The 25,694-nt window shown below is 41.3% G+C and carries 24 protein-coding genes; 2 read left to right on the top strand and 22 right to left on the bottom strand.

The window, feature by feature from the left end; all coding sequences use genetic code 11:
- Positions 1-42: 42 nt before the first annotated feature.
- The 18 genes from murB to JOD45_RS02170 form a co-directional block, all read right to left on the bottom strand.
- Positions 43-957 (bottom strand): UDP-N-acetylmuramate dehydrogenase, encoded by a 915-nt coding sequence (gene murB / locus JOD45_RS02255; protein WP_205002244.1) that lies wholly within the window; start codon positions 955-957, stop codon positions 43-45.
- A 21-nt stretch (positions 958-978) separates the two neighbouring features.
- Positions 979-2,073 carry an undecaprenyldiphospho-muramoylpentapeptide beta-N-acetylglucosaminyltransferase gene (murG, locus tag JOD45_RS02250; protein WP_205002243.1) on the bottom strand — a complete coding sequence of 365 codons (1,095 nt, stop codon included), beginning with the start codon at positions 2,071-2,073 and terminating at the stop codon, positions 979-981.
- 78 nt (positions 2,074-2,151) lie between these two features.
- Positions 2,152-3,252 (bottom strand): stage V sporulation protein E, encoded by a 1,101-nt coding sequence (spoVE, locus tag JOD45_RS02245; protein WP_205002242.1) that lies wholly within the window; start codon positions 3,250-3,252, stop codon positions 2,152-2,154.
- Positions 3,253-3,286: 34 nt separating this feature from the next.
- A complete protein-coding gene (murD, locus tag JOD45_RS02240; protein ID WP_205002241.1) occupies positions 3,287-4,639 on the bottom strand; it encodes a UDP-N-acetylmuramoyl-L-alanine--D-glutamate ligase in 1,353 nt (450 codons plus the stop codon).
- A gap of 1 nt (position 4,640) precedes the next feature.
- On the bottom strand, positions 4,641-5,615 hold the full coding sequence (mraY, locus tag JOD45_RS02235) for a phospho-N-acetylmuramoyl-pentapeptide-transferase (RefSeq protein WP_205002449.1): 975 nt from the start codon (positions 5,613-5,615) through the stop codon (positions 4,641-4,643).
- A 12-nt stretch (positions 5,616-5,627) separates the two neighbouring features.
- Entirely contained in the window at positions 5,628-6,992 is a 1,365-nt protein-coding gene (locus tag JOD45_RS02230; protein ID WP_205002240.1) for a UDP-N-acetylmuramoyl-tripeptide--D-alanyl-D-alanine ligase, read from the bottom strand.
- Complete coding sequence (locus JOD45_RS02225) at positions 6,989-8,458, bottom strand: UDP-N-acetylmuramoyl-L-alanyl-D-glutamate--2,6-diaminopimelate ligase (RefSeq protein WP_205002239.1); 1,470 nt, start codon at positions 8,456-8,458, stop codon at positions 6,989-6,991. The genes JOD45_RS02230 and JOD45_RS02225 overlap by 4 nt, the downstream gene beginning before the upstream one ends.
- 151 nt (positions 8,459-8,609) lie before the next feature.
- Positions 8,610-10,529, bottom strand: coding sequence for a stage V sporulation protein D (locus JOD45_RS02220; protein WP_205002238.1), 1,920 nt, complete (start codon positions 10,527-10,529; stop codon positions 8,610-8,612).
- A gap of 89 nt (positions 10,530-10,618) precedes the next feature.
- On the bottom strand, positions 10,619-12,799 hold the full coding sequence (locus JOD45_RS02215) for a penicillin-binding transpeptidase domain-containing protein (protein WP_205002237.1): 2,181 nt from the start codon (positions 12,797-12,799) through the stop codon (positions 10,619-10,621).
- A gap of 18 nt (positions 12,800-12,817) precedes the next feature.
- Positions 12,818-13,183, bottom strand: coding sequence for a cell division protein FtsL (gene ftsL / locus JOD45_RS02210; RefSeq protein ID WP_205002236.1), 366 nt, complete (start codon positions 13,181-13,183; stop codon positions 12,818-12,820).
- A 21-nt stretch (positions 13,184-13,204) separates the two neighbouring features.
- Positions 13,205-14,143 (bottom strand): 16S rRNA (cytosine(1402)-N(4))-methyltransferase RsmH, encoded by a 939-nt coding sequence (gene rsmH, locus JOD45_RS02205; RefSeq protein ID WP_205002235.1) that lies wholly within the window; start codon positions 14,141-14,143, stop codon positions 13,205-13,207.
- A gap of 94 nt (positions 14,144-14,237) precedes the next feature.
- Positions 14,238-14,669, bottom strand: a complete 432-nt coding sequence (gene mraZ / locus JOD45_RS02200) for a division/cell wall cluster transcriptional repressor MraZ (protein ID WP_205002234.1) — start codon at positions 14,667-14,669, stop codon at positions 14,238-14,240.
- Between the two features lie 119 nt (positions 14,670-14,788).
- Positions 14,789-16,414, bottom strand: coding sequence for a bacillithiol biosynthesis cysteine-adding enzyme BshC (gene bshC, locus JOD45_RS02195; RefSeq protein ID WP_205002233.1), 1,626 nt, complete (start codon positions 16,412-16,414; stop codon positions 14,789-14,791).
- A gap of 171 nt (positions 16,415-16,585) precedes the next feature.
- Positions 16,586-17,518: a 2-dehydropantoate 2-reductase gene (locus JOD45_RS02190; RefSeq protein ID WP_205002232.1), complete on the bottom strand. Its 933-nt coding sequence runs from the start codon at positions 17,516-17,518 to the stop codon at positions 16,586-16,588.
- A gap of 109 nt (positions 17,519-17,627) precedes the next feature.
- Positions 17,628-17,765, bottom strand: a complete 138-nt coding sequence (locus JOD45_RS02185; protein ID WP_205002231.1) for a hypothetical protein — start codon at positions 17,763-17,765, stop codon at positions 17,628-17,630.
- Between the two features lie 2 nt (positions 17,766-17,767).
- Positions 17,768-19,306, bottom strand: a complete 1,539-nt coding sequence (locus tag JOD45_RS02180; RefSeq protein ID WP_205002230.1) for an acyl-CoA carboxylase subunit beta — start codon at positions 19,304-19,306, stop codon at positions 17,768-17,770.
- A 66-nt stretch (positions 19,307-19,372) separates the two neighbouring features.
- Entirely contained in the window at positions 19,373-19,585 is a 213-nt protein-coding gene (locus tag JOD45_RS02175; RefSeq protein ID WP_205002229.1) for a biotin/lipoyl-binding carrier protein, read from the bottom strand.
- 72 nt (positions 19,586-19,657) lie between these two features.
- Positions 19,658-20,977: an acetyl-CoA carboxylase biotin carboxylase subunit gene (locus tag JOD45_RS02170; protein WP_205002228.1), complete on the bottom strand. Its 1,320-nt coding sequence runs from the start codon at positions 20,975-20,977 to the stop codon at positions 19,658-19,660.
- Positions 20,978-21,139: 162 nt separating this feature from the next.
- Between JOD45_RS02170 and JOD45_RS02165 the strand changes: the two genes are divergently transcribed.
- The gene (locus tag JOD45_RS02165) at positions 21,140-21,619 is read left to right on the top strand and encodes an N-acetyltransferase (RefSeq protein WP_205002227.1); all 480 of its coding nucleotides are present in this window, start codon (positions 21,140-21,142) and stop codon (positions 21,617-21,619) included.
- Positions 21,620-21,715: 96 nt separating this feature from the next.
- Here the strand turns inward: JOD45_RS02165 and JOD45_RS02160 are convergent, their stop codons facing one another.
- The 3 genes from JOD45_RS02160 to JOD45_RS02150 all read right to left on the bottom strand — a co-directional run bounded on the left by JOD45_RS02160 (position 21,716) and on the right by JOD45_RS02150 (position 23,233).
- Entirely contained in the window at positions 21,716-22,363 is a 648-nt protein-coding gene (locus JOD45_RS02160) for an RsfA family transcriptional regulator (protein ID WP_205002226.1), read from the bottom strand.
- A 161-nt stretch (positions 22,364-22,524) separates the two neighbouring features.
- Positions 22,525-22,698, bottom strand: a complete 174-nt coding sequence (gene rpmF, locus JOD45_RS02155; RefSeq protein WP_205002225.1) for a 50S ribosomal protein L32 — start codon at positions 22,696-22,698, stop codon at positions 22,525-22,527.
- Positions 22,699-22,720: 22 nt separating this feature from the next.
- A complete protein-coding gene (locus JOD45_RS02150) occupies positions 22,721-23,233 on the bottom strand; it encodes a YceD family protein (protein WP_205002224.1) in 513 nt (170 codons plus the stop codon).
- 145 nt (positions 23,234-23,378) lie between these two features.
- Here JOD45_RS02150 and JOD45_RS02145 point away from each other — a divergent pair, with 145 nt between their 5' ends.
- Positions 23,379-24,629 carry a nucleotidyltransferase gene (locus tag JOD45_RS02145; RefSeq protein ID WP_205002223.1) on the top strand — a complete coding sequence of 417 codons (1,251 nt, stop codon included), beginning with the start codon at positions 23,379-23,381 and terminating at the stop codon, positions 24,627-24,629.
- Between the two features lie 29 nt (positions 24,630-24,658).
- Here the strand turns inward: JOD45_RS02145 and JOD45_RS02140 are convergent, their stop codons facing one another.
- Entirely contained in the window at positions 24,659-25,693 is a 1,035-nt protein-coding gene (locus tag JOD45_RS02140) for a SepM family pheromone-processing serine protease (protein ID WP_205002222.1), read from the bottom strand.
- Position 25,694 lies beyond the last annotated feature (1 nt).

Genomic DNA, 25,694 nt, shown 5'->3' with positions numbered 1-25,694 from the left:
TGAAAAAATGTCGTTTTGTTTCATTATATCATAAATTTAATTTTAGTTACTCTCTTGTGAAAGAATAATTTCAATTTCCGTATGCAAATCAATACCGCTATTGTCATTTATTGTCTTCTTAATAAATGAGATGAGATCTCTCACGTTTTCCGCTGTAGCATCACCCGTATTAACAATAAAATTTGCGTGCAGCTCAGAAATTTGCGCTCCGCCAATTTTATAGCCTTTGAGGCCTGCTTCTTCAATTAATCTCCCGGAATGCTGCGGAAGAGGATTTCGGAAAATACTTCCGGCGCACGGCATATCATACGGCTGTGTTCGATGGCGATAATCCTTAAATGATTTCATATCATTATAGATTTTCTCCGGATCGCCTTTGGTCAGTTTGAATTTTGCCTCAACGCAAATACCGCCGTCGAATTGTAAAGCTGATGTTCTATAGCTGTAATTCAAATCTTCTTTGGACACCCATTTTAATGTGCCGTCTGGGTACAGTACCCGAGCTTCAATGATAATTTCTGAAATATCGGAGCCGTGGGCGCCGGCATTCATATAGACAGCTCCTCCGACAGATCCTGGGATGCCGCCGGCAAACTCAAAACCTGAAAAACCTTTTTTACTCATTATCGTTGCAAGAGGCACCATTGGATAACCAGCACCTACTCGAAGTACATCATTTTCGATTTCTAAATGATTAATTCCTTTGCCAAGTTTGATCACAACGCCTCTGATGCCCTCATCATCAACCAACAGATTAGACCCTCTGCCGATCACACGAAAAGGTACATCGGCCTCACGGGCAAAGCGCACCGTTTTTTCCAAATTCTCAATGCTGTTTGGTTCAACAAAAATATCAGCAGGTCCGCCGATTTTCATCGTTGTATGTTTAGATAACGGTTCGTTCAGACGAATTTTACCGATTTGTTCATTTTCTAGTTTTTGATACAATTCTTTCACCGCGACCTCTCCTTCACTGGTTTACTTATTGGCCAATTCATTCATAAGCTTTCGAACTCTAGCCGCCGCATCAGGCATGCCTTGGCTGATTGATGCTTCATGCATCTTCTTCCAATTTTGTTCATTCTCTAATATTGAATCGATTTCTTTCAACAGCTTTTGACCATTCAAATCATTTTCTTTAATGATAATAGATGCGCCGTTCTTAGCCAAAGCTTCCGCATTCTTTTCCTGATGATTATTCGTGACATAAGGGCTTGGTATTAAGATGCTCGGCACCCCTAATGCCGTTAATTCAGCAATCGTCGTTGCGCCGGCCCGCGAGACGACCAAATCAGTGCCGGCCAGTAAATCCGGCATATTATGAATAAATGGTTTAATGAAAACATTTGACGGACTGCCCGCTTGTTTAACCTTTTCCATAACATTCTCGTAATGGACGTTGCCGGTAATATACAGCACTTGGTATTTCCTGTTCGCAAATGCCTGCAGCATGCCGACAACAGCATCATTAATTGGCCGCGCGCCCCGGCTTCCTCCAAAAATTAATACTGTTTTCTTATCTGAAGACAGTCCGGCCTCTTTCTTTCCTTTAACAGCATCGCCGTTTAATACTTCAGAAGCTCTAGGGTTTCCAGTTAAAATGACTTTATGCTTAGGAAAAAAAGCCTCTGCGGCTTTAAATGATACAGCAACTCGATCCACATAACGACTTAAAAATTTATTCGTCAAACCAGGTATACTATTTTGCTCATGGATAATAGTGGGAACACCGAGCTTCGCTCCGGCATAAACAACAGGGCCGCACACATACCCGCCTGTACCAATAATAACATCCGGTTTAAAACGTTTGATTAATTTTTTACTTTTTGATACACCCCGCAAAAAGCGCGTGATCGTTTTCACATTTTCAAACGATAATTTTCTTTTAAAGCCTGTAATATGCAGCGATTCAAAAGGGATATTTTCCCTTTTTACGATATCTTGTTCAAGTCCATTTTTGGCTCCTACATACAAAAATTCAGCATCAGGGTCATGCCGTTTTATTTCATTGATGACAGCGATTGCCGGGTATATATGCCCGCCGGTTCCGCCGCCGCTTAACATCACTTTCATCCAACCCACTCCTTATACATACAATAGACCCTGTTCTGTTAATAAAACAGGGCCCATCATTTACAGTTAATTTTTTTACTAAAAGCGGGAATACCGGCTGATATTAAGTAAAACACCGACTGAAACGAGCATCAGCGTCAGTGACGATCCCCCATAACTAAGAAACGGGAGGGTGATCCCCGTCACCGGCATGACGCCGGTAACGACCGCTATGTTAATCATGACTTGTATCGCAATCATGCCGATAATCCCAATGGCAAGCAAACTTCCATATAAATCTGGAGCGCCTATGGCAATCCGGATTCCCCGCCATAATAGCAGACAAAATAATAATAAAACAAATGCTGCTCCAATAAAACCTAATTCCTCAGAAATAATCGCAAAAATGAAATCTGTCTGCGGTTCAGGGAGATACTGGAATTTCTGGCGGCTTTGTCCCAGTCCAAACCCCAGCAGCCCGCCTGGGCCTATGGCATAAAGCGATTGAATAATTTGAAAGCCGCTGCCAAGCGGATCAGACCACGGATCCAAAAAAGAAGTAATTCTCTTAATCCGATACGGTGCAGAGATGACGAGTCCTGCAAAGCCGAGCACGCCTATCAGCCCCATATAAACAAAATGCTTGATGCGTGCTCCTGCTGTAAATATCATCGTCATACAAGTGCCGACCAGTACAGTACCCGTCCCTAAATCGGGTTGAAGCATAATAAGGCCAAAAGCTAAAAAAACTAATGATAATGACGGCAAAAGCCCTTTTGTAAGGCTTGTGACATATTTTTGCCGCTCGGAAAGGTACTTAGCCAAAAAAGCTATCAAAGCCATTTTTGTAAATTCTGACGGCTGTATGGAAAAAGCTCCAACTCCGAGCCAGCTGCTGGCACCGCCCCTTACTAATCCGACGCCGGGAATTAATACCGCGATCAGCAGGAGAAAACATATGAGCAATGCCACCTTTGACCACGAACGCCATGTCCAATAGTGGATATTCATGACGAAAAACATGGCAATAACGCCGATAACAGCAAACAATAATTGCCGCTTAGCGAAGTAAAAGGCATCGTCAAATTTATACGAGGCCCAAACCGCACTGGCGCTATAAACCATTATTAAACCGATAGATAATAAAACAAGTGTGACAGCTATAAGCAGGAAATCTGGTGCTGCTTTGGATTTTGGCATACAAAACACACCTCGATCAAGTTGATAACACTTCCTACTTAAGCATATGCACCTGTTTTATAAACATGTCCCCTCTTTGTTCAAACGTCGCAAATTGATCCCAGCTTGCACAGGCTGGGGAAAGCAAAATAATGTCGCCGGCAGATGAAAGCTGATAAGCGCAAGGAACAGCTTCCTCAAGATTATCAACGATTTCAACATGTTTAACGCCAGCCGTTTTGGCTGCTTCATTTATTTTGCCTTTTGTTTCTCCAAAGGCTACAACAGCTTTGACGTTCGTCAAAGAAGGTATTAAATCTTCAAAGCCGTTGCCGCGGTCAAGGCCGCCGGCCAAAAGAATGACAGGGTCTTTAAAAGCATTCAGCGCCTTCTGTGTTGCCAAAATATTTGTAGCCTTAGAATCATTATAGAAGCGGCGGCCATTTAATTCTTTAACAAACTCAAGGCGATGTCTGACTCCTTGGAAAGTCATCAAAACTTGGCGCAAATAGTCATTAGAGACGCCATATACCTTGGCTGCAGCTACAGCGCTAAGCGCATTTTCAATGTTGTGAAGTCCCGGCATGGCCATCTCATCTTGTGAAAGGATTGTTTCACCTTGGTAATAGATATATCCTTGGTCAAAATAAGCACCGTCTTTTGTGTTTCCTGAAAAAGAAAACGGTATTTTCTGTGCTTTTGCGTCTTTGAGTAATGCTGTTATGCGCTTGTCGTCAGCATTATAAACAATGACATCGTCCGCTGTTTGATTTTTAGCCAGCCTTGCTTTCGCTTGTCCGTACTCATCGATTGATCCATGATAATCCAAATGGGCTTCAAATAAGTTAAGAAATACAGAAACACGCGGATGGAATTTATCAATGCCTAAGAGTTGGAAGCTCGATAGTTCAGCTACAATGACTTGTTCTGAAGTCGCACTTTGCGCGACTTCAGATAAGACTGTTCCAATGTTTCCGGCAACAATCGGGCTGTATTGGCTTCCTTTCATCATTTCTCCAAGCAGCATGGTTGTTGTCGTTTTTCCATTTGATCCTGTAATCCCAATAAATTCAGCCTCGGAGATAAGATAAGCCAATTCTACCTCTGTAATAATCGGAATATGAAGGCTGATTGCTTTTTCTATTAATGGATTGCTGTACGGTATGCCAGGGTTTTTGACAACAGTGAATACTTCTTCTGAAACAAGATGCTCTGGATGGCCCCCGCCGACAACACGAATGCCCATGGCCGCAAGTTCCTGTGCTTGTTCATTTCCTTCAAGTGATGAGCGGTCATTAACCGTTACATTTGCCCCTAGCAAATGAAGAAGTTTAGCAGCTGTATAACCGCTTTTGGCCATACCGAGAACGAGGACGTTTTTATTTTTGAATTGATCAATATTTTTCATATTACAGCCACACCTTTAATAAAATTCCAATCACTGCAAAGATAAGCCCGACAAACCAAAACGTTGTAACAATCCGCCATTCCGACCAACCAGACAACTCATAATGGTGATGAAGCGGACTCATTTTAAAAATGCGTTTGCCAGTTGTTTTGAAGAAAAACACTTGAAGCATAACGGATAATGTTTCAATCACAAATATACCGCCAATAATAATGAGCAGAAGCTCTGCTTTCGTTAAAATTGCAACACCGGCTAAAGCGCCTCCGAGCGCCAATGATCCTGTGTCTCCCATAAACACTTTTGCAGGATGAGCATTAAAGATCAAAAAGCCTAATAACGCCCCTGCAACGGCTGCCGAAAAGAGGGCAACATCAACATCGACATGGTTGTAGGCAATGATAGCATATGCGCCAAAAGCGATAGCTCCTGTACCTGTCAATAACCCATCCATGCCGTCGGTAAGGTTGGTGCCGTTGGACGTTCCCAAGAGCATAATAATAACCAGAACGATATATGCCCAATGTAAATTAAAGCTGATATGGGTTCCCGGGATACTAATGCTTGTTGAAAAATGGGTCTTCATTAAAACTATGAAAAAAATCACTGCCACTATTAATTGGCCGATTAATTTTTGCTTTGAATTCAACCCTAGATTTCTCTTCATGACAACCTTAATAAAGTCGTCCAAGAATCCGATAAGACCATATCCGATGGTTATAAACAACAATAAATATGTGTCAGTTGTCAATAAATGATATTTAGCAGCAACAATGATTGTAGAAATAATAATAGCAAGAACAATGATAATACCGCCCATTGTAGGTGTTCCCGCTTTTTTCTGATGGCTTTCAGGCCCTTCCTCACGAATATATTGTCCAAATTTCAATATTCGAAGCATAGGAATAAATATCGGCGCAAATACTAATGCAATTAGAAAAGCTAAAGCCATGCTGAATAATATAACATATGTCATGATAATCGCCCCTCTCTATGCTTCCAGTTGTTCCACAAGCGACTCAAGCTGAGCGGCACGTGAAGCTTTGATTAATATTACTGTTTTATTGCTTAATAATGATTCAATGAATGGCAAGGCTTGAGCTTTTTCAGTATAAGAATGTACAGAATATGATGGTGAATGTTTAGAAGCTTCATCGGCAATCCATTGCGCCTTTGTTCCGATAGTAATCAAGTCTGTAATCGGTGCTTCAATCGTTTGGGCAACTTGACGATGGAGGTTTTCCTCATCTGGGCCAAGTTCATGCATATCACCTAAAACAACAACCTTGCGATTGTAATCAGGCAGGTTTTTTACCGTCTCTATGGCAGCCATCATCGATGTTGGGCTGGCATTATAAGAATCATTAATCAGCATGGTCCCCATTCGGCCTTTAACTGTTTCAAGACGCATGCCGGTGACAGAGAGCTGTTCAAATCCTTTTTGTACAGACGGTGCATCAATATTTAAAGACTGTGCAACGGCTAGAGCATAAGAAGCATTCTTAACATTATGTCTTCCTAAGAGCGGAATATGATAAGTCATATCTTCGCCGTTTATTGTAAAAGAATAGCCTTTAATATGGGCTTTCACATTCCCAATTCGCAGCCCGTTATCATCGCCGTAGCCGCAAGTCACCGTATGGAAATCATCCAAATTAAACGACCTGAGCAGAGGCTCATCGCCATCAATAATTAATAGGCCGTCTGTCTTTAAACCGTCGACGATTTCCATTTTTGCTTTGGCGATCCCCTCTCGGCTGCCTAGAAATTCAATATGGGATTCACCAATGTTTGTAATAACGGCAATATCCGGTTCAGCAATCCGGCTGAGCAAAGAAATTTCGCCAAAATGGTTCATGCCCATTTCTAAAATCATCACTTCACAATCGTCCGGACTATCAAGAATCGTAAGCGGCATGCCGATATGATTATTAAAGTTTCCCTTTGTCTTATGTGTTTTATATTTGGTGCTGACAACACTCTCAATAATATCCTTTGTTGTTGTCTTGCCGTTGCTGCCTGTAACAGCAACAATTTTCGGCTGCCTCTCTTTCAAAACAAGCTTTGCCATGGTTTGCAAGGCGCCTAGCGTATCATCAACATAAAAGATAGGAAAATCTGCCGGCACCTCTTCGGGCAACTGTCTATCCTTCATCCATAAAGAGGCAACCGCTCCCGCTTCAATCGCCTTGGCGATAAATTCATGGCCGTCAAAACGTTCGCCAACAATAGGCACAAAAAGGCCTTGTTCTGTTTGTTGGCGGCTGTCTGTAAAAACATTTAAATCATTTAAATGGTCTGTGCTGCCCCTGTAATGAACAGCGGCTTTTTTTATAATGCCAATATTAACACTCATGCTTCGTAACGCTCCTTTATCGCTTCCAAAGCTACTTTTCGATCATCAAAGTCGATTTTGTCCGTACCAATGATTTGGTACGTCTCATGTCCTTTGCCGGCGATTAATATAATATCATGAACTCGGGCTTGCCGCACGGCATAATATATGGCTTCTTTCCGATCAACAATTTTTTTGTAGGCCTCTCCTTTAACTCCCTCTTCCATATCAGAAAGAATTTGCTCGGGATCTTCTGTCCTTGGGTTATCGGACGTAAAAATAGCCAGATCACTATATTTTACAGCTGTCTTAGCCATTGCCGGCCTTTTCGTCCTGTCGCGGTCACCTCCGCAGCCGGCTATTGTAATGATTCGGCCTTGAGCAAATTCTTTTATCGTCTGCAAGGCATTTTCTAAACTGTCAGCTGTATGGGAATAGTCAACAATGACGGTAAAATCCTGACCCCCGCGAACAGCTTCAAAGCGCCCGGCAACACCTTCAACTTTTTCGACAGCTTCAATCATTGTTTCTACGGAAAGACCTTTTAAGTATCCAGCCGATAACGCGGCCAAAACATTGTATATATTGAACTTGCCTATTAATTTCATATGAACTGGCCAGCGTTTATTTTTAATGACTAAATCGAACGCCGTTCCCGTACTTGTAATCCGGATATTTTCCGCTTTTAAATCCGCTTGATGATCAATGCCGTAAGTTAACACATGGGCTGCTGTCATATGCTTTAACGTTTCGGTGGCCGCATCGTCTTCGTTTAACACAGCCGCTTTCAAACGATCAGTATCATATGTATTACCCAATTGTGAAAAAAGAAGGCTTTTGGCATAAAGATAGTCCTTCATGGTTTCGTGGTAATCCAAATGATCTTGCGTTAAATTTGTAAACACAGCAATGTCATAATCAATGCCGCGCACCCTTCCTTGATGCAGCGCATGCGAAGACACTTCCATAACAGCTGATTCTACACCGTTATCAAGCATCGTGCGAAATTCTTTTTGCAAGAGGGACGATTCTGGCGTTGTATTGGCAACTGGAACCTCTTTGCCATTATATTTAATCCCCATCGTTCCAATAAGACCTGTTGAAAGTCCGGCATGGTCTTGGATGGCTTTAATAAGATGGGTGACTGTTGTTTTTCCGTTTGTGCCTGTAACGCCGATCATATGAAGTTTTCGGCTGGGCTGCCCATAAAAATAATCAGAAATGACAGCAAGCGCCCGCCGTGTGTCAGAAACGTAAATAACCGGGACTTTCACCTGAATCGGCTTCTCGGCTACGATCGCCCGGGCGCCAAGTTTTTCCGCTCCTTCAGCAAATTGATGCCCGTCTAATTGGGTTCCGCTGATACAAAAAAATAACGCTCCGGGTTGAACTTTTCGTGAATCAATCTCTAAATGTGTAATGTCAGGATCGCCGTCACCCGACAATGTGTAATCCATTAACGGTTCTATGCACTTTGACAACTTCATAAACTCACATCCTATACCTCTGATTCAGTTAGTGCTCAAAAACTCATATATTTTTCCGAACTTTGCAACTTCCTTTTTTCAGTAAAAGAAGCCAAGGCACAAGCACTTGGCTATCAAATCATATCCATTGACTATTTTAATCATCTTTTCACTATTTGTCACCTAGATATATTCTAATTGTTGACCCAGCTTTCACTTTTACCCCCGGTTTTGGTGATTGCATAACTATTTTATCACCAGTTCCCGCTGCATCAACCTTTAAATCATCAATATTTTTTTCAAGTTCATCTTTGTTTAAGCCGACAAGGTTAGGGACCTCAACGGATGGTTCATCATTCCAATTCAGTTTCTTCTCCATACCGCCTTTTTGTTTTGGAACACCCATCGCTTCTAAGCTGTTGCTGATTATTTTCCCGGCAATCGGCGCGGCAACCGTTCCGCCGAATTGAACCGTGTCTTTTGGATGGTCAACAGCAACGTAGACGACGATTTGCGGGTCATTTGCAGGTGCAAAGCCCATAAATGATAAAATATAGTTATTTTTCATATAGCGGCCATTTTTGACTTTTTGTGCGGTCCCCGTTTTCCCGCCTATCCTGTATCCATCAACATAAGCAGAACGGCCGGTTCCTTTAGCAACGACACTTTCAAGGGCATAGCGCACTTTTTTTGATGTTGCTTCTGAAATCACCCGCCGCTTAAGCTGAGGTGTATTTTGGCTAATGACCTCCCCAGTATCAGGGTTCGTCCATGCTTTCGCTATATACGGCTGGTAAAGGTATCCGCCGTTAATTGCTGCGGAAACAGCGGCTACTTGCTGTATAGGGGTAACAGAAACCCCTTGCCCAAACGCTGTTGTCGCTAACTCAAGCGGGCCAATTTTATTAGGTTTAAATAAAATCCCTTTAGCCTCTCCTTGCAAATCAATACCCGTTTTTTGCCCGAACCCAAATTTATGAATATATGAAAATAACCTTTCTTTGCCTAAGCGTTCTCCAAGTTTTACAAATCCGGGGTTACATGAATTCTGAACAACTTGCAAAAAAGTTTCGCTGCCGTGGCCGCCTCTTTTCCAACAATGCAGCTTTGTTCCGGCGACCGATATGTAGCCGGGATCATTAAAGTGATCGTTCTTAAGATCCACCAGGTTTTCTTGAAGGGCCGCAGCTAGTGTAATAACTTTAAATGTTGAACCCGGTTCATAAGTTTTCCATATCGGCAAGTTATGATTATATATCTCAGGCGGAACCTTTTGATAGTTTTCCGGGTTAAAATCGGGTTTTGAAGCCATGCCTAAAATCTCGCCTGTATTTGGATTCATAGCAATGGCTATCTCGCCTTCCGGATGATATTTCTGTTCGGCGTTATCAAGTTCCCTTTCTATAATGGACTGGACTCTTGAATCAATGGTAAGCATAAGGTTATCGCCGTCTTTTGGCGGGATATATTTATCCTTCAAGCTGGACATGCGATTGCCTTGGGCATCGGAGTAAAAGGCAACATGTCCTTTTCTGCCTTTTAATGTGTCATCATAATAGGATTCCAGACCGGTTAAGCCTTGATTATCAATGCCCGCAAAGCCAAGTACGTGAGACAGATATTTCCCTTTCGGATAATGCCTTTTAAAATCCTCAGCTATAAAAACGCCGGGAAGTTTCAAATTTTTTATTTCCGCCGCTTTTTCGTTGCTTATCTTCCGGCCTTCCGGAGTGATGCGAACTATAGATTGTTTTTTTGTAATATCTTCGTAGGCTTGTTTTTCAGGCATGCCCAAAACCTCTGAAAGCGCCCTAGCTGTTTTCTGGGGGTTGCGAATCTGCTTAGGTACAACAAGAACGGAAGGACGGCTTATGTTAGTTGCCAAAACCTTACCGTTACGGTCAACAATATCTCCCCGCTCCGCTTCATAAGGTATTTGCCGGCTCCAAGAATCCAGCGCTTTCTTAGACAACTCTCCATTTTTAAAAAATTGCACATAGCCTAATCGAACGATAAAAAGACAAAAAACAACGATGCCTATGATAAGTATAAATATTAAGCGCTTCCGGACAGTAACATTTGATACACGCACATCAGGCCCCTCCTATTCCAGTGCTTGTTTAACTATATGCATTGGACAGGAGGGGTAGAACAAGCCTGATTGTACGCATTAAAGAGAGATTAGTTTTCCGACGGCGGTTTCTTTGTCTGTTTATCTGATTTATCAGTTTGTGTCATAGAATCAAGCTTTAAAGTCAAATGATCTCCTTCTTTAACCTGCGATCCTGGAGCTGGTTTTTGATCTGTGACATATCCGTTCCCAATCATATCCGGCTTCATCGATAAAACATCAGCCAATTTCAAAGCATCCGCCATGGACCATCCCGTTAAGTCAGGCATTTTTTGTTTTCCTTCACCAACTAATATGACCTTGCCCGCTTCTAATAACTTAGTGCCTGAGAAAGGCGTTTGCTTTGTAACATTGCCTTTGCCGATTGCCACAACATCAAGCCCCTTAGCTTTTAATGTTTTCTTGGCCTCATCCATCGGCTGTCCGACAACATCCGGCAATTTTACCGATTGGCTTTCGGCTTTTTGAATGTCGGTTTTTTGACTGTCTTTTTGATTAGGCGCCATATCAATATATTGCAATCCATTGCTCATGACAGGATTAAAAATATCTGCAACCGGTTCATCTCCGTTTTCTGTTGGTTTTAAATGGGGCCGGTCAACAGCCACATAGACGATGAGCTTCGGATCTTTCTTTGGAGCCATACCCAAAAATGAGAAGATATAGTTATTTTTGCCCTTTAAATATTTGCCTTTCTCTGCAATTTGCGCTGTTCCTGTTTTTCCAATCACATCATAGCCTTTGATGTTATAAGGGTGTCCGGTGCCATGCTTGCCTGTCACAACGGACCTTAACAATTCTCTTTCTTTTTCGGCTGTTTCTTTGGTAATCGGCCGTCCGACAATTTCCGGCTTGTGCTCAATCATGGTCTTATTCGTATTCGGATTTTCAACTTTATCAATGATGTAAGGCTTCATCATCTTGCCGTCATTTGCAATGGCTGTTGCTGCTTGCACAATTTGGATGGCTGTAAAAGCTGAAGATTGTCCAAAGGCTGTCTCTACTTGATTCGCTTTTTGGTTCCAATCCATAATACTGCCGCTCTCGTTTGGCAAATCAATGCCTGTCTTTTTGTCAAAACCAAACCGCTTAAGATAATCGTGCAGTTTATCGGTGCCAAGCTGTTTATCGGCTATAATTGAAAACCCGACATTTGACGATCGTTCCAAACCATCATTAAAGGTAATCTTTCCCCAGCCTGATTGGTTCCAGTCGTGTATATTGACACCGCCGACTTTATATGTCCCGGACTCATATTTGTCATCGCCGTTATAAACACCTTCATTGATCGCTGCGGCCAGAGTGAAAATTTTCATTACTGAACCGGGTTCATAAGGAGGAGAGATAGCAAAGTTCGTATAATTTTTAATGCTGTTTCCATTAGGATTAAAGGTTGGTCGATCGGCCATTCCCAAGATTTGTCCTGTTTTTGGATCAGCTGCAATGGCAATCATTCTTTTCGGCTTATATTCTTTTTCCACTTTACTCATGGAACTCTCCATGATAGCTTGTATTCTATTATCTATCGTCAAGTAAACATCATTGCCGTCGTGAGGTTTTTTCATATGCTCTTTGGAATTAGGCATCATCACACCGTCACGCGCGCCGTAATAACTTACCACGCCATCTTCTTCAGTTAAATACTTGTTTAGTGACTTTTCAATGCCAAGGACTCCATGTTGTTTGCCAGTATCAGGATTTTCCCGAGTTGTGCCGATGACTTGAGAAGCAAATTCTCCATTTGGGTAGTATCTTTTGGAGTCAGTAATGAAACCAATTCCCGGCAGATGGAGTTTCTCGATTTGTTTCTTTTTGGCATAAGAAAGTTTCGTTCCGGCAGAGCCGAACTGCACTTGAAAGGCCTTTTTGTTGTTTAAAATTTTTAATATTTCATCTTGGCTCATGTCCAGAATCGGCGCGAGCTCTCTCGCGGTTTTTTCTTTATCTTTCACATATGAAGGGGCTTTATGGCTTAATACCGCATAAAGGGTATAGGCAGGAATATCCTCGGCGAAAACCTCGCCGCCTCTTCCATAAATGTTTCCCCTGTGGGCATCAACCACCTTCACATGTTTCCATTGTTTCTCTCCAAGATCAACCAATTTATGTCCAGCGCTTTCTTTAGCTATCGATAAGTAAGTAAAACGTCCGATAACAATACAAAAGAGCAGCAAGAAGGCTGAAGCGACAATTGCTGCCCATTTGTTTATTGATTTATTTTTATGCTGCATATTTAACCACTCGCTATGCTAAGGAAGTACTTTTACGTTGTTAATGTTCAATTTAAGACCTAGTTTATCTTTTGCATATGTCATAATACGTTGAGGTGAGCTTAACTGATTGACTTGTTCTTTAAGCTGGTTGTTAATTTTCGACTGATGATCAAGTTTATCTTGTAAATCACTTGCCGCGCGCGATGAATTATACAACTTCGCTTGGTTTGAAACAATTGTGATGGCAAGTGCAAAAATAATCACTGCGCCGATTGTCCAAAGGCATTTTTCGCCTCTTGTAATCTTCCTTTTATTCGGCACCTTTGGTGTTGCTTGATGCTCTTTTCGCTTGGGCAGTATAACATGGTCATTTTGATTTAAATTTCTCGCTGCTTGATTCACTCCTCATTTCCCCCATCTTATTTAATTTAATTTTATTTTTTCCGCGATTCGAAGTTTGGCTGAACGGGCTCTCCGATTCTCACTGACTTCTTCATCACTCGGCATCACAGGTTTACGTTTGACAAGCTTTAATAGAGGCTGCTTTTCATCAGGGACAACCGGCAGTCCCGGAGGTACATCTGGTTGTTCGCTATAGGATTTAAAAATATTTTTGCACAGCCGATCTTCCAATGAATGGAAGGTAATGACCGATAAGCGTCCCTCTAAGCCAAGTAAACCAACAGCTTGATGCAGCGATTCTTCAAATGCCGACAATTCATCATTAACCGTTATTCTTAATGCTTGAAAAACTCTTTTAGCCGGATGACCTCCTTTTCTTCGCGCCGGAGCGGGAATGGCTTCTTTAATAATCTCAACCAGCTCCCCGGTAGTATGTATTGGGTGCTCCTGGCGCACGCTTTCTATTTTTCTTGCCACTTGCTTGGAAAACTTCTCTTCCCCATATTTAAAAAAGATATGAACCATATCCTGGTATGGCCAATGATTAACAATATCATAGGCAGTCAGCGTTTGGCTGCGATTCATTCTCATATCCAGCGGGCCGTTATGCTGGTAACTAAATCCCCGTTCAGCCTCATCAAATTGCGGCGACGAAACGCCTAAATCATATAAAATCCCATCAACTGAAAAAACTTGGTGCTTGCTTAATTCATTTTTTAAATAACGAAAATTCGATTTAATAAAAGTGACTTTTTCTTTGTAGGGGCTTAGCCGTTCTCTGGCAGCTTCAATCGCATAGTCGTCTTGGTCAAAGGAGTAGAGGTGGCCGGATGTAAGCTTTTTTGCAATTTCTTCGCTATGCCCGCCTCCGCCTAAAGTACAATCGACATAAATGCCGTCAGGCTTAATGTTCAAGCCTTCGACAGCTTCTTGCTTTAATACTGTTACATGATCAAACATGACGCTTTCCTTTCGTTAAAAGGTTTTTAGAACTTTTTCAAACACGATTTAATGCCATTCCATGTTCGGGTCCAAAAACCCAACAACATCTTTCTTAAAGGTCAAAGTCTAATAAACTCTCAGCTATTTCACCAAAAGATGCTTCGGATTCTTCATAATAACTATCCCAAACTGGTTTGCTCCATATTTCGATGCGGTTGGAGACGCCTATAATCGCGCAATCCTTTTCCAATTTAGCATAATCCCTCAATTGTTGGGTAATGGTAACTCTTCCCTGCTTATCAAGCTGACAAATGCTTGCGCCAGAGAAGAAGAAGCGGGTAAAAGCTCGCGCATCCTTTTTTGTAAACGGCAGGGCTTTAAGCTTTTGTTCAATTTGCTTCCATTCGTCTAAAGGGTAACCAAAAACACATTGATCTAATCCTCTCGTCAATACAAAACTCGAACCAAGATCTTCTCGGAATTTGGATGGAATGATTAATCTGCCTTTATCATCAATGTTGTGTTGGTATTCACCCATGAACATGGTAGCTGCCCCACTTTCTACCCCTTACTCTACCACATCGCCCCACTTTGTACCACTTTCATTTTATTATTCGTTTAAACAAAAAAAAATCCTGCCATAGGACAGGATTTTTTTTATATTCATATTTTTACCACATGCTGCGCACCATTGAATTGATAGGTTTGCGCCATCAACTTTCCTATGAGATCAAAACCGTAAGCATTGATGAAGCAGAAAATGCTCCATACCCGTTCTTGAGGCTGACCCATCGGCATGACGGCATCGTTGATCCAATCGAATTTATCTAACTCTGTTTTATACTGTTCCTTAATGGTGCCTTTCATTTTTTTCTCAATATAATCAATTTGGCTCACGATCAGCTGCAAATTCTTTTGACTCATTTTTTCGAGGCCCCGGCTGATTTCAACAGCCAATGCCTGAACCGGCTGGTGGGCTTCTTCAATCTTCTGGCGCAGCTCGCCAATCACGCCGTCTACATTCCATTCATGCTGTTTATTTAACCAATTCTTTTTATGCTCACCCAAATGGTTATTTAAAACTTCTTCAATGTCTACATTTTTTTCTTTCAGCCATTTTTCAATCCGCCTGTCAACCAAAGTCAGGTTAAGCCGCGGCACGATAAGAGGCATTCGGATATCAAAACATCGAAACGCTTCTTTTAAAGCGGACCAATAAGCGATCTCTCCCGGGCCGGCGATAAAGGCTAATGTCGGCAGCAATAGATCTTGCATAATCGGCCGGGTCACAACATTATTGCTTAAAAGCTCAGGGCGATTTTCAGCCGCTTGCAATAACTGGTCATAATCAAGCGATACCGCACCGTTTTTTCCGACAAATTTTCCTTCTTTATATTCAAGAAGCTCCCTTTGCCCTTGTTCCTCATAAAACAAATTAACACTGCCGCTGCTTTGATCCAGCGCCACTTCATAGCCCCGGCTCTTAAGTACATTGAGCTGGGACATAACGTTTTCGTTAATGAAATGATGGTTGTGAATAAAGCGTTTGAAATAATCGGATTCAATTCTTCTAACATCGGGATCAGCAGAGTCGATAAGCACTAGGCCATATTGGTCGAACAAGCGGTGGATGAGAAAAGCAAAGAAATCTACAATCGTCTGGGATTGATCAATCATCCGCCTTATCTCAGAGACAATATCCTTTGTAAATTCTGTTTCACCATAAGATTGAAAAATCGTTTCTACCCAATCAGACAGTTCTTTTTGATCAATGTCCAATTTTGATACAGAGGTCTTATTATTGCTGAGTGATGGCTTGTATGCGTATTTTTTTAAAACATCGTTCTTTCTAATATAGACATGATTAATTTCATCAAAATCATGGTCCTCTCCAGCAATCCAAAACACGGGAACAATCGGCATGCCAAGCTGTTCTTCTTTTTCTTTGGCGAGTTTGATGACAGATAAGCATTTATGTATCGTGTAAGCCGGACCGGTTAACAAACCGGCTTGCTGGCCGCCGACAACTGCCGCAGCGTTTGCTTTTTTTAATTTTTCAATATTATCGAAGACGCTTGGATGCTGTGTATATTTTTGGTTAAATTTCGTTAAAACGGAAGCTAAACGGTCACGCTGATACTTGCGGCTTATAATTTCATCCATTCGTTTTTGAGAACTGTCCTGCTTTTGGTATTTATAATCAAAAAGTGATGAAATTGTTTCTTTGTTGTTTATATAATCATTAACAAGCTTCGACGAAAGCGGAATTTCAATCATTTTGGTATCCATTTTTTACTCTTCCTCTCTGAACTGCGCAAATTGCCAGTTTGAGTATAGCAAATTTTATACTGCTAACCAAAAAGTGTGCTCAAATGGGCTTCTTTTTTATCATAAGCGAAAAGATGATGAATAAAACGAACAAACTGTAAAGAAGTACAAGGAACAATAAATGAAATGATGTTAGTCATCAAACCCCTCCTTTTTTAAATATTCATGTTCAATGCCTAAAATGCTATTGTAGAGCCATCTTGTCAGCGGACATGGTTTCCCGAGCCGTTCAGCTTCTTTTATTAAATACCCGGATATGGCTTCAATTTCTGTTTTCCTGCAGGCATCTAGATCTTGGAGCATTGACGAGCGGTTTTTCGATGTGTTTTGGCAAATGCTGATCAGCGCCTCCCAATATTTAGCTTTGCTGTGCGGCGGAGAAGAAAAACAGCGCTTTTTCGAAAATAAAATATCCGCTGTTTCTTGAAAGACTTGCTTCATAGTTTTGCAATAATATGGATTATTGATAAGCTGCCCGTTTTCTGCACGGTATAGAGCGGTTAGGGGATTGATAACAGCATTGACCACGAGCTTCTTTGTCAGCATTTCTTTCCAATCCGTGTGTGTTTTAAAAGGAAACTGAGGAAGGCATAACAAATCATGAATGATTTTAAAATCACCTCTAAATGCTGCGATTTGGGTACGGCCTGCGCCATTGTGGGCAACATGATTGTCGGATGACTTCTTAGCGCCGTGCTCAACCACACCCAAAAAGATGTGATGGTGATGTAAATGCTTCAGTCCATCAATATGCCCCATGCCATTTTGAATAAACAAAAGACTTTGATCCGCTTTCGCTTTTTTATTTATTGATGCCATCATGTCCATTAATTCAGGCTGTTTAACAGCAAAAATAAGCAAATCGCCGCTCCATGGTTCATGGGAATATGCCACCCGCGGACGGCTGATAAATGTTTCATCATTCATTTGTATTTGGATACCATTTTCTTTAACAGCCTGAAATTGCTCATTTCTTCTTACGTATAACGTTGTTTGAAAATCGCGCGCAAGATACCCGGCAAATAATAAGCCAACGGAGCCCCCTCCTATAATTGAAACTTTCATAAATACCCCCCTTACAAAAATTCAGGCACTATTAAAATCTTATCATATTTTCTTCATCAGCCAGATTAAAGAAACCTTGCGAAAACACCTCCGGCTTTCTTTTGTATAGTCATCTTCGCAAGAGGCCTCTAAACTGACTTATCCCATCAGCCTTATCTTGGAGCTGCTGCGCCAAAACTTCATGTAAAAGGTCAAGCTGCACATCAATATTAAAAAAACGGCCGTTTTCTTGAACGGCCGTTGTCATGATTAAACCGGATAAACAGGATGTTTCCTTTTGCTAAACACCATCTCTTTTGAGGAATAGACATCAAAGCGGTCAATAAGCACTTCTCTAAGCTCATCACCATCAACAATATCATCAATGATAAGCTCAGAAGCAAGTTTATATATATCAATCGTTTCTTTATATTCCTGATGTTTCTCTTGCACAAACTTTATACGTTCCTTTGGATCTTCAATAGCTTGGATTTTGTTTGAATAAACAGCATTAACCGCCGCTTCCGGACCCATGACAGCAATTTGCGCTGTCGGTAAAGCAATACAGCAATCAGGTTCAAAGGCCGGTCCTGCCATCGCATAAAGACCTGCACCATATGCTTTTCGGACAATCACGGATATTTTCGGAACTGTCGCTTGACTAACCGCGGCGATCAATTTGGCGCCATGACGAATGATGCCGGCGCGTTCAACCTTTGTTCCGATCATGAACCCGGGAACATCTGCCAAAAATAAAAGCGGTATCTGAAAAGCATCGCAAAGCTGAATGAACTTCGCACCTTTATCTGCCGAATCTACAAATAAAACCCCGCCCTTTACTTTCGGCTGATTGGCGATAATGCCGATTGCTTTGCCGTTTAATCTTGCAAATCCTGTGATAAGCTCTCCTGCAAACAGTTTTTTAACCTCAAAAAAGGAATCGTTATCTACCAGTCTTCCAATAAGTTCATACATATCAAACGGAGCGTTCTGGTGTTCCGGTACGATTTCTGATATCGGCCTTCCCTCTTTTGGCGGGATGGCTTCCTGCTCAGGCGGCTTTTTCTCAAAGTTTGCTGGAAAGTAAGTTAAATATTGCTGCGCTTTTTCAATCGCTTCTTCTTCTGTGCGGGCGAGAATATCACCGCATCCGCTCGTTGTACAGTGCATCTTGGCCCCGCCCATTTCTTCAAGCGTGACTTTCTCGCCTATGACCTTTTCCGCCATTCGCGGCGATCCTAGATACATTGATGCATTATTTTCAACCATAATAACAGCATCGCAAAAAGCGGGAATATAAGCGCCGCCAGCCGCTGATGGGCCAAAAAGCAAACAAATTTGCGGAATCATGCCGGATAATTTTACTTGATTATAAAAAATGCGCCCCGCCCCGCGGCGGTTGGGAAACATTTCTAGTTGGTCCGTTATTCTTGCTCCCGCTGAATCGACCAGATACAGTAAAGGAACCTTGAGCTTTTCGGCTGTTTCTTGAATACGAATTATTTTTTCAACTGTTCTGGCTCCCCAAGAACCCGCTTTGACGGTAGAATCGTTAGCCATGACACATACTGTCCGGCCGTCCACTTTTCCGACGGCGGTCACGACACCATCCGCCGGCAAATCTCCAGCTTTAAAATTGGCAAAGCGACCGTCCTCAAGTTTGAACCGGCCGTCATCAAACAGCTTAACTAAACGATCGCGAACAAACATTTTAGATTGTTTTTTTAATTTTTCATGGTACTTTGGCGCACCGCCGGCCTTTATCCGATCAAGACTCTCTTTGAGCAGCGTCTGTTGTTTAGTCGTCATTGCGTTTCTCCCTTCCCTTAGAAAGAATGAGCGCTCGTTCATTTAAAAATCACACACAAAATCTTTCTATTCTAATGTTATTAAAGGATCCCCTTCATTAACAAAATCGCCTGCATTCACTTTCACGTCAGAAACAACGCCATCTTCTGTGCTTTCAATCGGGATTTCCATCTTCATGGATTCTAGCATCGCTATTTGATCTCCGGCCTTTACTTGATCGCCTTTAGCAACAAGTATATTGAGTACTGTGCCAGTCATATTTGATTGGATATTTTTCATGAAGTTCAGCTCCCTTTTCAGATTATTGATTCACGCCAGCTGTCAGAATAAAAAGTTTGAAATGGCAAAAAATCATTTTAACAGCCTTGTTGTATATTGACCTTTATAGAAATCTCCAGATTGGACGAGTTTTGCAAACAATGGATAATTGGTTTTAATTCCTTTAATATCGCACTCATTAAATAAGCGCGCCGCCTTTCTTAAAACATCCTCTCTATCGTAACCGCTTACAATGATTTTGGCTATCATCGGATCATAATAAGGCGTAACGGATAGACCCGCTTCATAACCGGCATCGATACGAACACCTTCGATATCAGGAAAGGCAAATGCCGTTAAGCGTCCCGGTGACGGCAAAAACGTTTCCGGATCTTCAGCGTACAAACGAAATTCCATACTATGTCCTTTATAAGTGATATCGGATTGTTGCAACGGAAGTTTTTGGCCATCCGCTACCATCAGCTGCCACTCAACTAAATCTAATCCGGTCTGCATTTCGGTAACAGGATGTTCCACCTGCAATCTCGTGTTCATCTCCAAGAAATAAAAATTTTCTTCTTCATCCATGATAAATTCGACCGTGCCCGCATTTTTATAATTAACAAATTTGGCAGCTTTGACCGCTGCATCAGTAATGGCTTTTCTCGTTTTTTCTGAAATAAACGGCGAAGGAGATTCTTCTATTACCTTTTGATGGCGCCTTTGAACTGAACAGTCTCTTTCATATAAATGAACAATATGGCCAAAAAAATCTCCAAATATTTGCACTTCGATATGCCTTCCATTTTCAACAGCTTTCTCAACAAACATTTTCGAATCGCCAAAATATGTGCGTGCCCTGGCTTGATTTGATGCAAAGGCTTTTATCAGCTGTTCCTCATTGCGGCACAGCTGCATGCCGATCCCGCCGCCGCCGGCGCTTGCTTTCAGCATAACAGGATAACCTATTGTTTCAGCGACAGCCTTGGCACCTTCAACATCAACCGCCCCGCCGGACCCCGGCACAATAGGAACACCCGCTTGTTTCATTGTTTCTCTGGCTCTAATCTTATCTCCCATTAAAGCAACAACTTCAGCATCAGGCCCGATAAAAGTTAATCCAAGGGAATCAACGGCACGAACAAACCCAGCGTTCTCTGATAGAAAGCCGTAGCCGGGGTGAATAGCATCTGCGCCGGTTTGTTTGGCAGCCTTTAAAATGGCTTCTTGATTCATATACGACTTTTGTGCAGGAGGTTTGCCAATGCAAACAGCTTGATCAGCTTTCTTTATATACGGCAATTCCTTATCGGCTTCAGAGTAAACAGCAACCGTTTCGATATTTAAACGCCGGCATGTGCGAATAATGCGGTCAGCGATTTCTCCTCGGTTTGCAATCAAAACTTTTCTCATTTTATTCCTCCTCTCCTATCCCTTGGCTTCAAAATACATATTCGACAATTTTATTTATTTTCCCTTTAAAATCTTTTATGCATAAGCAGAAATTTTAGTTATTTTATACTATAATAGATGTGTATCAGCTATTTGCTTAAATTGGACCAAGGGGGAAGCAACATGTACAATCCGTATAACGTTGAGCGACTAAACATTAATTTTAAAACGCTTGAAGAATTCAAAAACTTCCAGTCATACGGTGCTCAAGAACTATCGATGGAAGAGGACCTTAAAGCCAATATCATTGAAAACGACAGCGAATCACCTTTTTACGGTATTTATTTTGGCGGCAAGTTAGTAGCAAGAATGAGCTTATATAAAATCAGCCAAAAATTCGACCGTTATTTTGAACCTCCTCAAGATTATCTTGAACTCTGGAAACTGGAAGTGCTTCCTGACTATCGAGGCAAAGGCTATGGAAGAGCGTTAGTTGACTTTGCTAAGTCATTTAACTTGCCAATTAAAACGAATGGACGCAATAACTCTCATGACTTTTGGGATAAAATGGGTTTTGAACCAGCGACTTATAACACTGAAAGGGATAGAGGCGAAAACCCATTTGTTTGGTTTCCAAAAGGCGTCAGCGAACAAACGCTGTAACCTGTAGAAATCAGGCTGAGCCCACACTTGCTTGAAGGATTTGTCGTATTTTAACAGAGTAAAGAAAAGTTCCCTATATAAAATAGGGAATTTTTTTCATTTATTAACTTTTTCAAAGCTCTTCGATGCATCAAACTCAAAGCTCATCCGTTCTCTGGAGCTGTTTTCATCTGTTGCCGCCAATTTTCTTGCACGCTCCATAATAGCCAATAGCGCCTTGTAATCTTCTTTAATCGTTTCATAATCTTTCTTTAACTTCTGATGGGCATTAGTCAATTCATTATATTTTTTTTCTGTATCCTGCAATGCTTCTTTTAGATTTTTAATTTCTTTTTCCAAACCATTGGTCTCCAAAGAACGGTCTCTTAAAACTGTAAGATAATTGATCACTGTTTCTAGATTGACTTCCGGCTCATGATGTTTCGTTTTCGAAGACGTACTTTTAGATTGAATATCATGTTGTTCATTTATGACGCTGCCGCGTTTTTCTTTAAAGGTTTGAGTCTTCTTTTGCCCTTGGACAGCTTTTCTTTGCTTTTTCGCCAATGCAACGGCGGATTCATAATTTTTTCTCACTAAAGAATTCCATCGGAAGCCGCAAGCTGCCGATGTTCTTGATAATTTCTGCCCCACTTCTTCAAAGGCTGCTAACTGTGTGCTGCCCTCTCTTATATGTCTTAAAACCGTTTCCGCTAACAATAGGTCTTCATCATGACTCCATGCGTCTTGACGAATTGTAGACATTGAACCCCTCCAATCTCAACTTTTTTCTTATCATATGCATTTAATAGTTAAGATAGACTTTATATTCTATTATTTTCTCTGCGGAGGAGCCGTGTTATTCGGTTTTTAAAGACAAAAAAGCAAGGAGAACATATCTCCTTGCTTTCTTAATTGGTGACAATTTATTTTTCAACTACTTCTTCACCTTTGTATGAGCCGCATTCTGGACAAACACGATGAGCTAATTTGTACTCACCGCAGTTATCGCATTGCACCATACCTGGTACACGAAGTTTATAATGAGTACGACGCTTATTTTTGCGAGTAGTAGAAACTCTTCTTTTTGGTACTGCCACGGTTCACACCTCCTTGAAGCATTTATTCGTCAAAAAACTTTTTTAGTTTTTCCAACCTAGGATCAATGCGTTTCTTCCGTTCCTCTTCAGTTACAAAATCCCAGCCTTCACCGGAGTAACGGGGATTTTCATTTCGATCACTGACAATGCGAATCGGTTTCTCAACCAATATCGCTTCTTTAATAAACGGAATTAAATCAATCGTATTCTCTTCAATATCATGAACAACTTCATGATCAGCTTCTTCAATTTCAGCCGAATGATTCAAAAGGAAGGTTTCAGACGTATGAATATGAAACGGATAGTTAACATCCTCGAGAGTTACCGAATCAGGCAGAACCATTTCGCCTTTTATCGTTAAATGAAAAGTGATTGCTTCCTTCGAAAATTCAACAACCCCATTAACATCAACAGGAGAAACGCCTCGCACTTCAGAATCCAGACTTGGCAAATCAGTTAAATGAATCGTTTCATCCAAAGTTAAACCTTCGCTTTTATATTGAAGAAGTTCTGGTACTGTCCATTTCAATGCCATTACAATACCACCTTTAAGACAACAATTGTAATTATAGTCTTAGTCTATTTAATTGTCAATATACAAACTTGACTTCGCCTTGTTTCCAAACGGCTTGTAACATTATAATAAATTGACTGATAATATTTATAAATGGAGGGATTTCATGAAAGCCGCCGGTGTCATTGTCGAATACAACCCGCTTCATAACGGCCACTTGCACCATATACAAAAAACAAGAGAACAAACTCAGGCTGATGTCTTGATTGCTGTGATGAGCGGCTATTTTTTGCAAAGGGGCGAACCTGCACTTGTTTCCAAATGGTTAAGAACTAAATTTGCGCTTCTTGCAGGGATAGACATTATCATTGAACTGCCGTACGCTTTTTCGACACAAAAGGCAGAAATATTTGCGAACGGCGCCGTTTCTATTTTGGGAGCTTTAGATGTTTCAGACATATGCTTCGGGAGCGAGCAAGGAGAAATCACGCCTTTCGAAAACACAGTGGCATTAATTGACCAACTCGGAGACCAATATAACCACCAATTAAAGACATACCTTAAAGAAGGCTACAGTTATCCAAAGGCTCATGCTCTTAGTTTCCAGACGCTGGCACCGTCTGCTGCCTCCCTCGTCGACCTTTCACAGCCTAATAATATACTTGGGTATCATTACTTAAAATCTGTCAAAGATCAATCCCTGCCAATTAAAGTGTCGACGATTAAAAGAATAGGCGCAGGCTATCATGATATGTATATGAACAAAGGAAACATCGCCAGCGCAACAAGCATCCGGAAAGCCATCTTTGAACAACAAAGCATCGATGAAGCGGCCCGCGCGATTCCGTCTTCTACATACCTTCATTTAAAAACAGCGTTTGAAAGAAGACAGATTTACCGATGGGATGATTTCTTTCCTTTCTTAAAATACCGTCTGTCCACCGAAAATGCCGAATCCCTGTCTTCTATTTATGAAACTGAAGAAGGATTAGAGCATCGCATGATTAAAATCATCCGGGAAGCAAATCATTTCAATAGTTTTATGGAAAAACTTAAAACTAAAAGATATACATGGACCCGCTTGCAGCGGCTGTGTACTCACGTCTTAGTAAACGCCAAAAAAACGGAAATGATGCAAGCGTTAGAAGAGAAAAAAGCCCCCTATATACGGCTTCTGGGCATAAACCAAAATGGCCAAGCCTATTTAAACAAAATCAAAAGCCAATGTCCATTGCCAATTATAACTAAGCAAATAAAAGACAGCAGCCCATTAATGACACTGGATACGAAAGCTGCTAAAGTCTATGAACTGGCCGGCCTGAACCGCCGAGATTACAAAATCATCAGCAACGAAATAACTCAGCCTCCGCTTCGTTACGATGAATTCAATCAAAACTTTCTTTTAGACATTATATAATATAAAACTCGCCCAAAGGCGAGTTTTAGTTATTTTTTCTTTAACTGATGCAAATAGTTTAAAGCATCGTCAAATGTTTTGACTGGCACAACCTTCATACGAGTGCCGATGTCTTTTGCCGCTTCTTTGGCTTGTTTGTACTCATCATCCGCAACAGGCGCAAAGAATATATCTGCCCCTGATTTGCTGGCGCCGACAATTTTTTCTTGAATACCGCCGATCGGCCCAACGGTATCATCTAAATTAATTGTCCCTGTGCCGGCAATTTTATAGCCTTTAGCTAAATCTTCCTTCGTTAATTGATCATAGATGGCAAGGGTCATCATTAACCCGGCAGAAGGTCCGCCTATATTTTTAATATCAAACTTAATATCAGGTTTAACTTTGACATGAAATTTGTCTGTCTGCATGACGCCAATGCCATATTTTTTTATGCCTTGAGACAGTTCTTTAGGATATTTGGTGACCTTCACTTTCGCATTTTTTATTTTTCCGTCCCGTTTGACCTTCAATAAAACGGTATCCCCCGGTTTTTTATCTTCCAGCACTTTTTGCATATCCATTATTGTGCTGATTTTATTGCCGTTGGCTTCAATAATGACGTCGCCCGGTTTCAATACTTTAGCGGCAGGCATATCGGAAAAGACGTTAATGATAAGCGCGCCGTCTTTAATTAATTTTGGATCTTTGCCGGCATGTTTATAAGCGACATATGCAGCCGTATCCTGTGCGGTTTCCATATAATTTTCTTGACGAAGGTTATATTCTTCGTTCGTTTCATCAGGCAATTTGACCTCTTGCGGCTTCATCAGTGTTGTATATTTGTTGCGGTCATATTTTGTCCATAAATATTGATAAATGTTAGCCTGCCCGACGTAGACATAGACGAGCATGAAATCACCATTTATTTTATGGCCGTCTTGCACCTTTACGACAGGGTTTATTGACTCTGCCGCCCCGGGCTTTTCCACGTAGACAGGCAGCCTGTAAAAGTAGAGCCCGATAGCAATAATTAATATAATCAATACCGAGTAATATGTAATATTTTTAGTTCTTCTGCTCAAA

The sequence above is a fragment of the Scopulibacillus daqui genome (assembly GCF_016908855.1).
Classification (GTDB): domain Bacteria; phylum Bacillota; class Bacilli; order Bacillales; family Sporolactobacillaceae; genus Scopulibacillus_A; species Scopulibacillus_A daqui.
This window is presented reverse-complemented; position numbering and strand designations above follow the sequence as displayed.

Coding starts and splice junctions, on each gene's coding strand:
- JOD45_RS02145 (WP_205002223.1), top strand. CDS start 23,379: ATGAAAGCCGCCGGTGTCATTGTCGAATACAACCCGCTTCATAACGGC.
- JOD45_RS02190 (WP_205002232.1), bottom strand. CDS start 17,518: ATGAAAGTTTCAATTATAGGAGGGGGCTCCGTTGGCTTATTATTTGCC.
- bshC (WP_205002233.1), bottom strand. CDS start 16,414: ATGGATACCAAAATGATTGAAATTCCGCTTTCGTCGAAGCTTGTTAAT.
- murD (WP_205002241.1), bottom strand. CDS start 4,639: ATGAAAAATATTGATCAATTCAAAAATAAAAACGTCCTCGTTCTCGGT.
- mraZ (WP_205002234.1), bottom strand. CDS start 14,669: ATGTTCATGGGTGAATACCAACACAACATTGATGATAAAGGCAGATTA.
- JOD45_RS02170 (WP_205002228.1), bottom strand. CDS start 20,977: ATGAGAAAAGTTTTGATTGCAAACCGAGGAGAAATCGCTGACCGCATT.
- murG (WP_205002243.1), bottom strand. CDS start 2,073: ATGAAAGTGATGTTAAGCGGCGGCGGAACCGGCGGGCATATATACCCG.
- JOD45_RS02160 (WP_205002226.1), bottom strand. CDS start 22,363: ATGTCTACAATTCGTCAAGACGCATGGAGTCATGATGAAGACCTATTG.
- spoVE (WP_205002242.1), bottom strand. CDS start 3,252: ATGCCAAAATCCAAAGCAGCACCAGATTTCCTGCTTATAGCTGTCACA.
- JOD45_RS02150 (WP_205002224.1), bottom strand. CDS start 23,233: ATGGCATTGAAATGGACAGTACCAGAACTTCTTCAATATAAAAGCGAA.
- JOD45_RS02165 (WP_205002227.1), top strand. CDS start 21,140: ATGTACAATCCGTATAACGTTGAGCGACTAAACATTAATTTTAAAACG.
- JOD45_RS02175 (WP_205002229.1), bottom strand. CDS start 19,585: ATGAAAAATATCCAATCAAATATGACTGGCACAGTACTCAATATACTT.
- JOD45_RS02180 (WP_205002230.1), bottom strand. CDS start 19,306: ATGACGACTAAACAACAGACGCTGCTCAAAGAGAGTCTTGATCGGATA.
- rsmH (WP_205002235.1), bottom strand. CDS start 14,143: ATGTTTGATCATGTAACAGTATTAAAGCAAGAAGCTGTCGAAGGCTTG.
- JOD45_RS02225 (WP_205002239.1), bottom strand. CDS start 8,458: ATGAAGTTGTCAAAGTGCATAGAACCGTTAATGGATTACACATTGTCG.
- JOD45_RS02185 (WP_205002231.1), bottom strand. CDS start 17,765: ATGACAACGGCCGTTCAAGAAAACGGCCGTTTTTTTAATATTGATGTG.
- JOD45_RS02230 (WP_205002240.1), bottom strand. CDS start 6,992: ATGAGTGTTAATATTGGCATTATAAAAAAAGCCGCTGTTCATTACAGG.
- JOD45_RS02215 (WP_205002237.1), bottom strand. CDS start 12,799: ATGCAGCATAAAAATAAATCAATAAACAAATGGGCAGCAATTGTCGCT.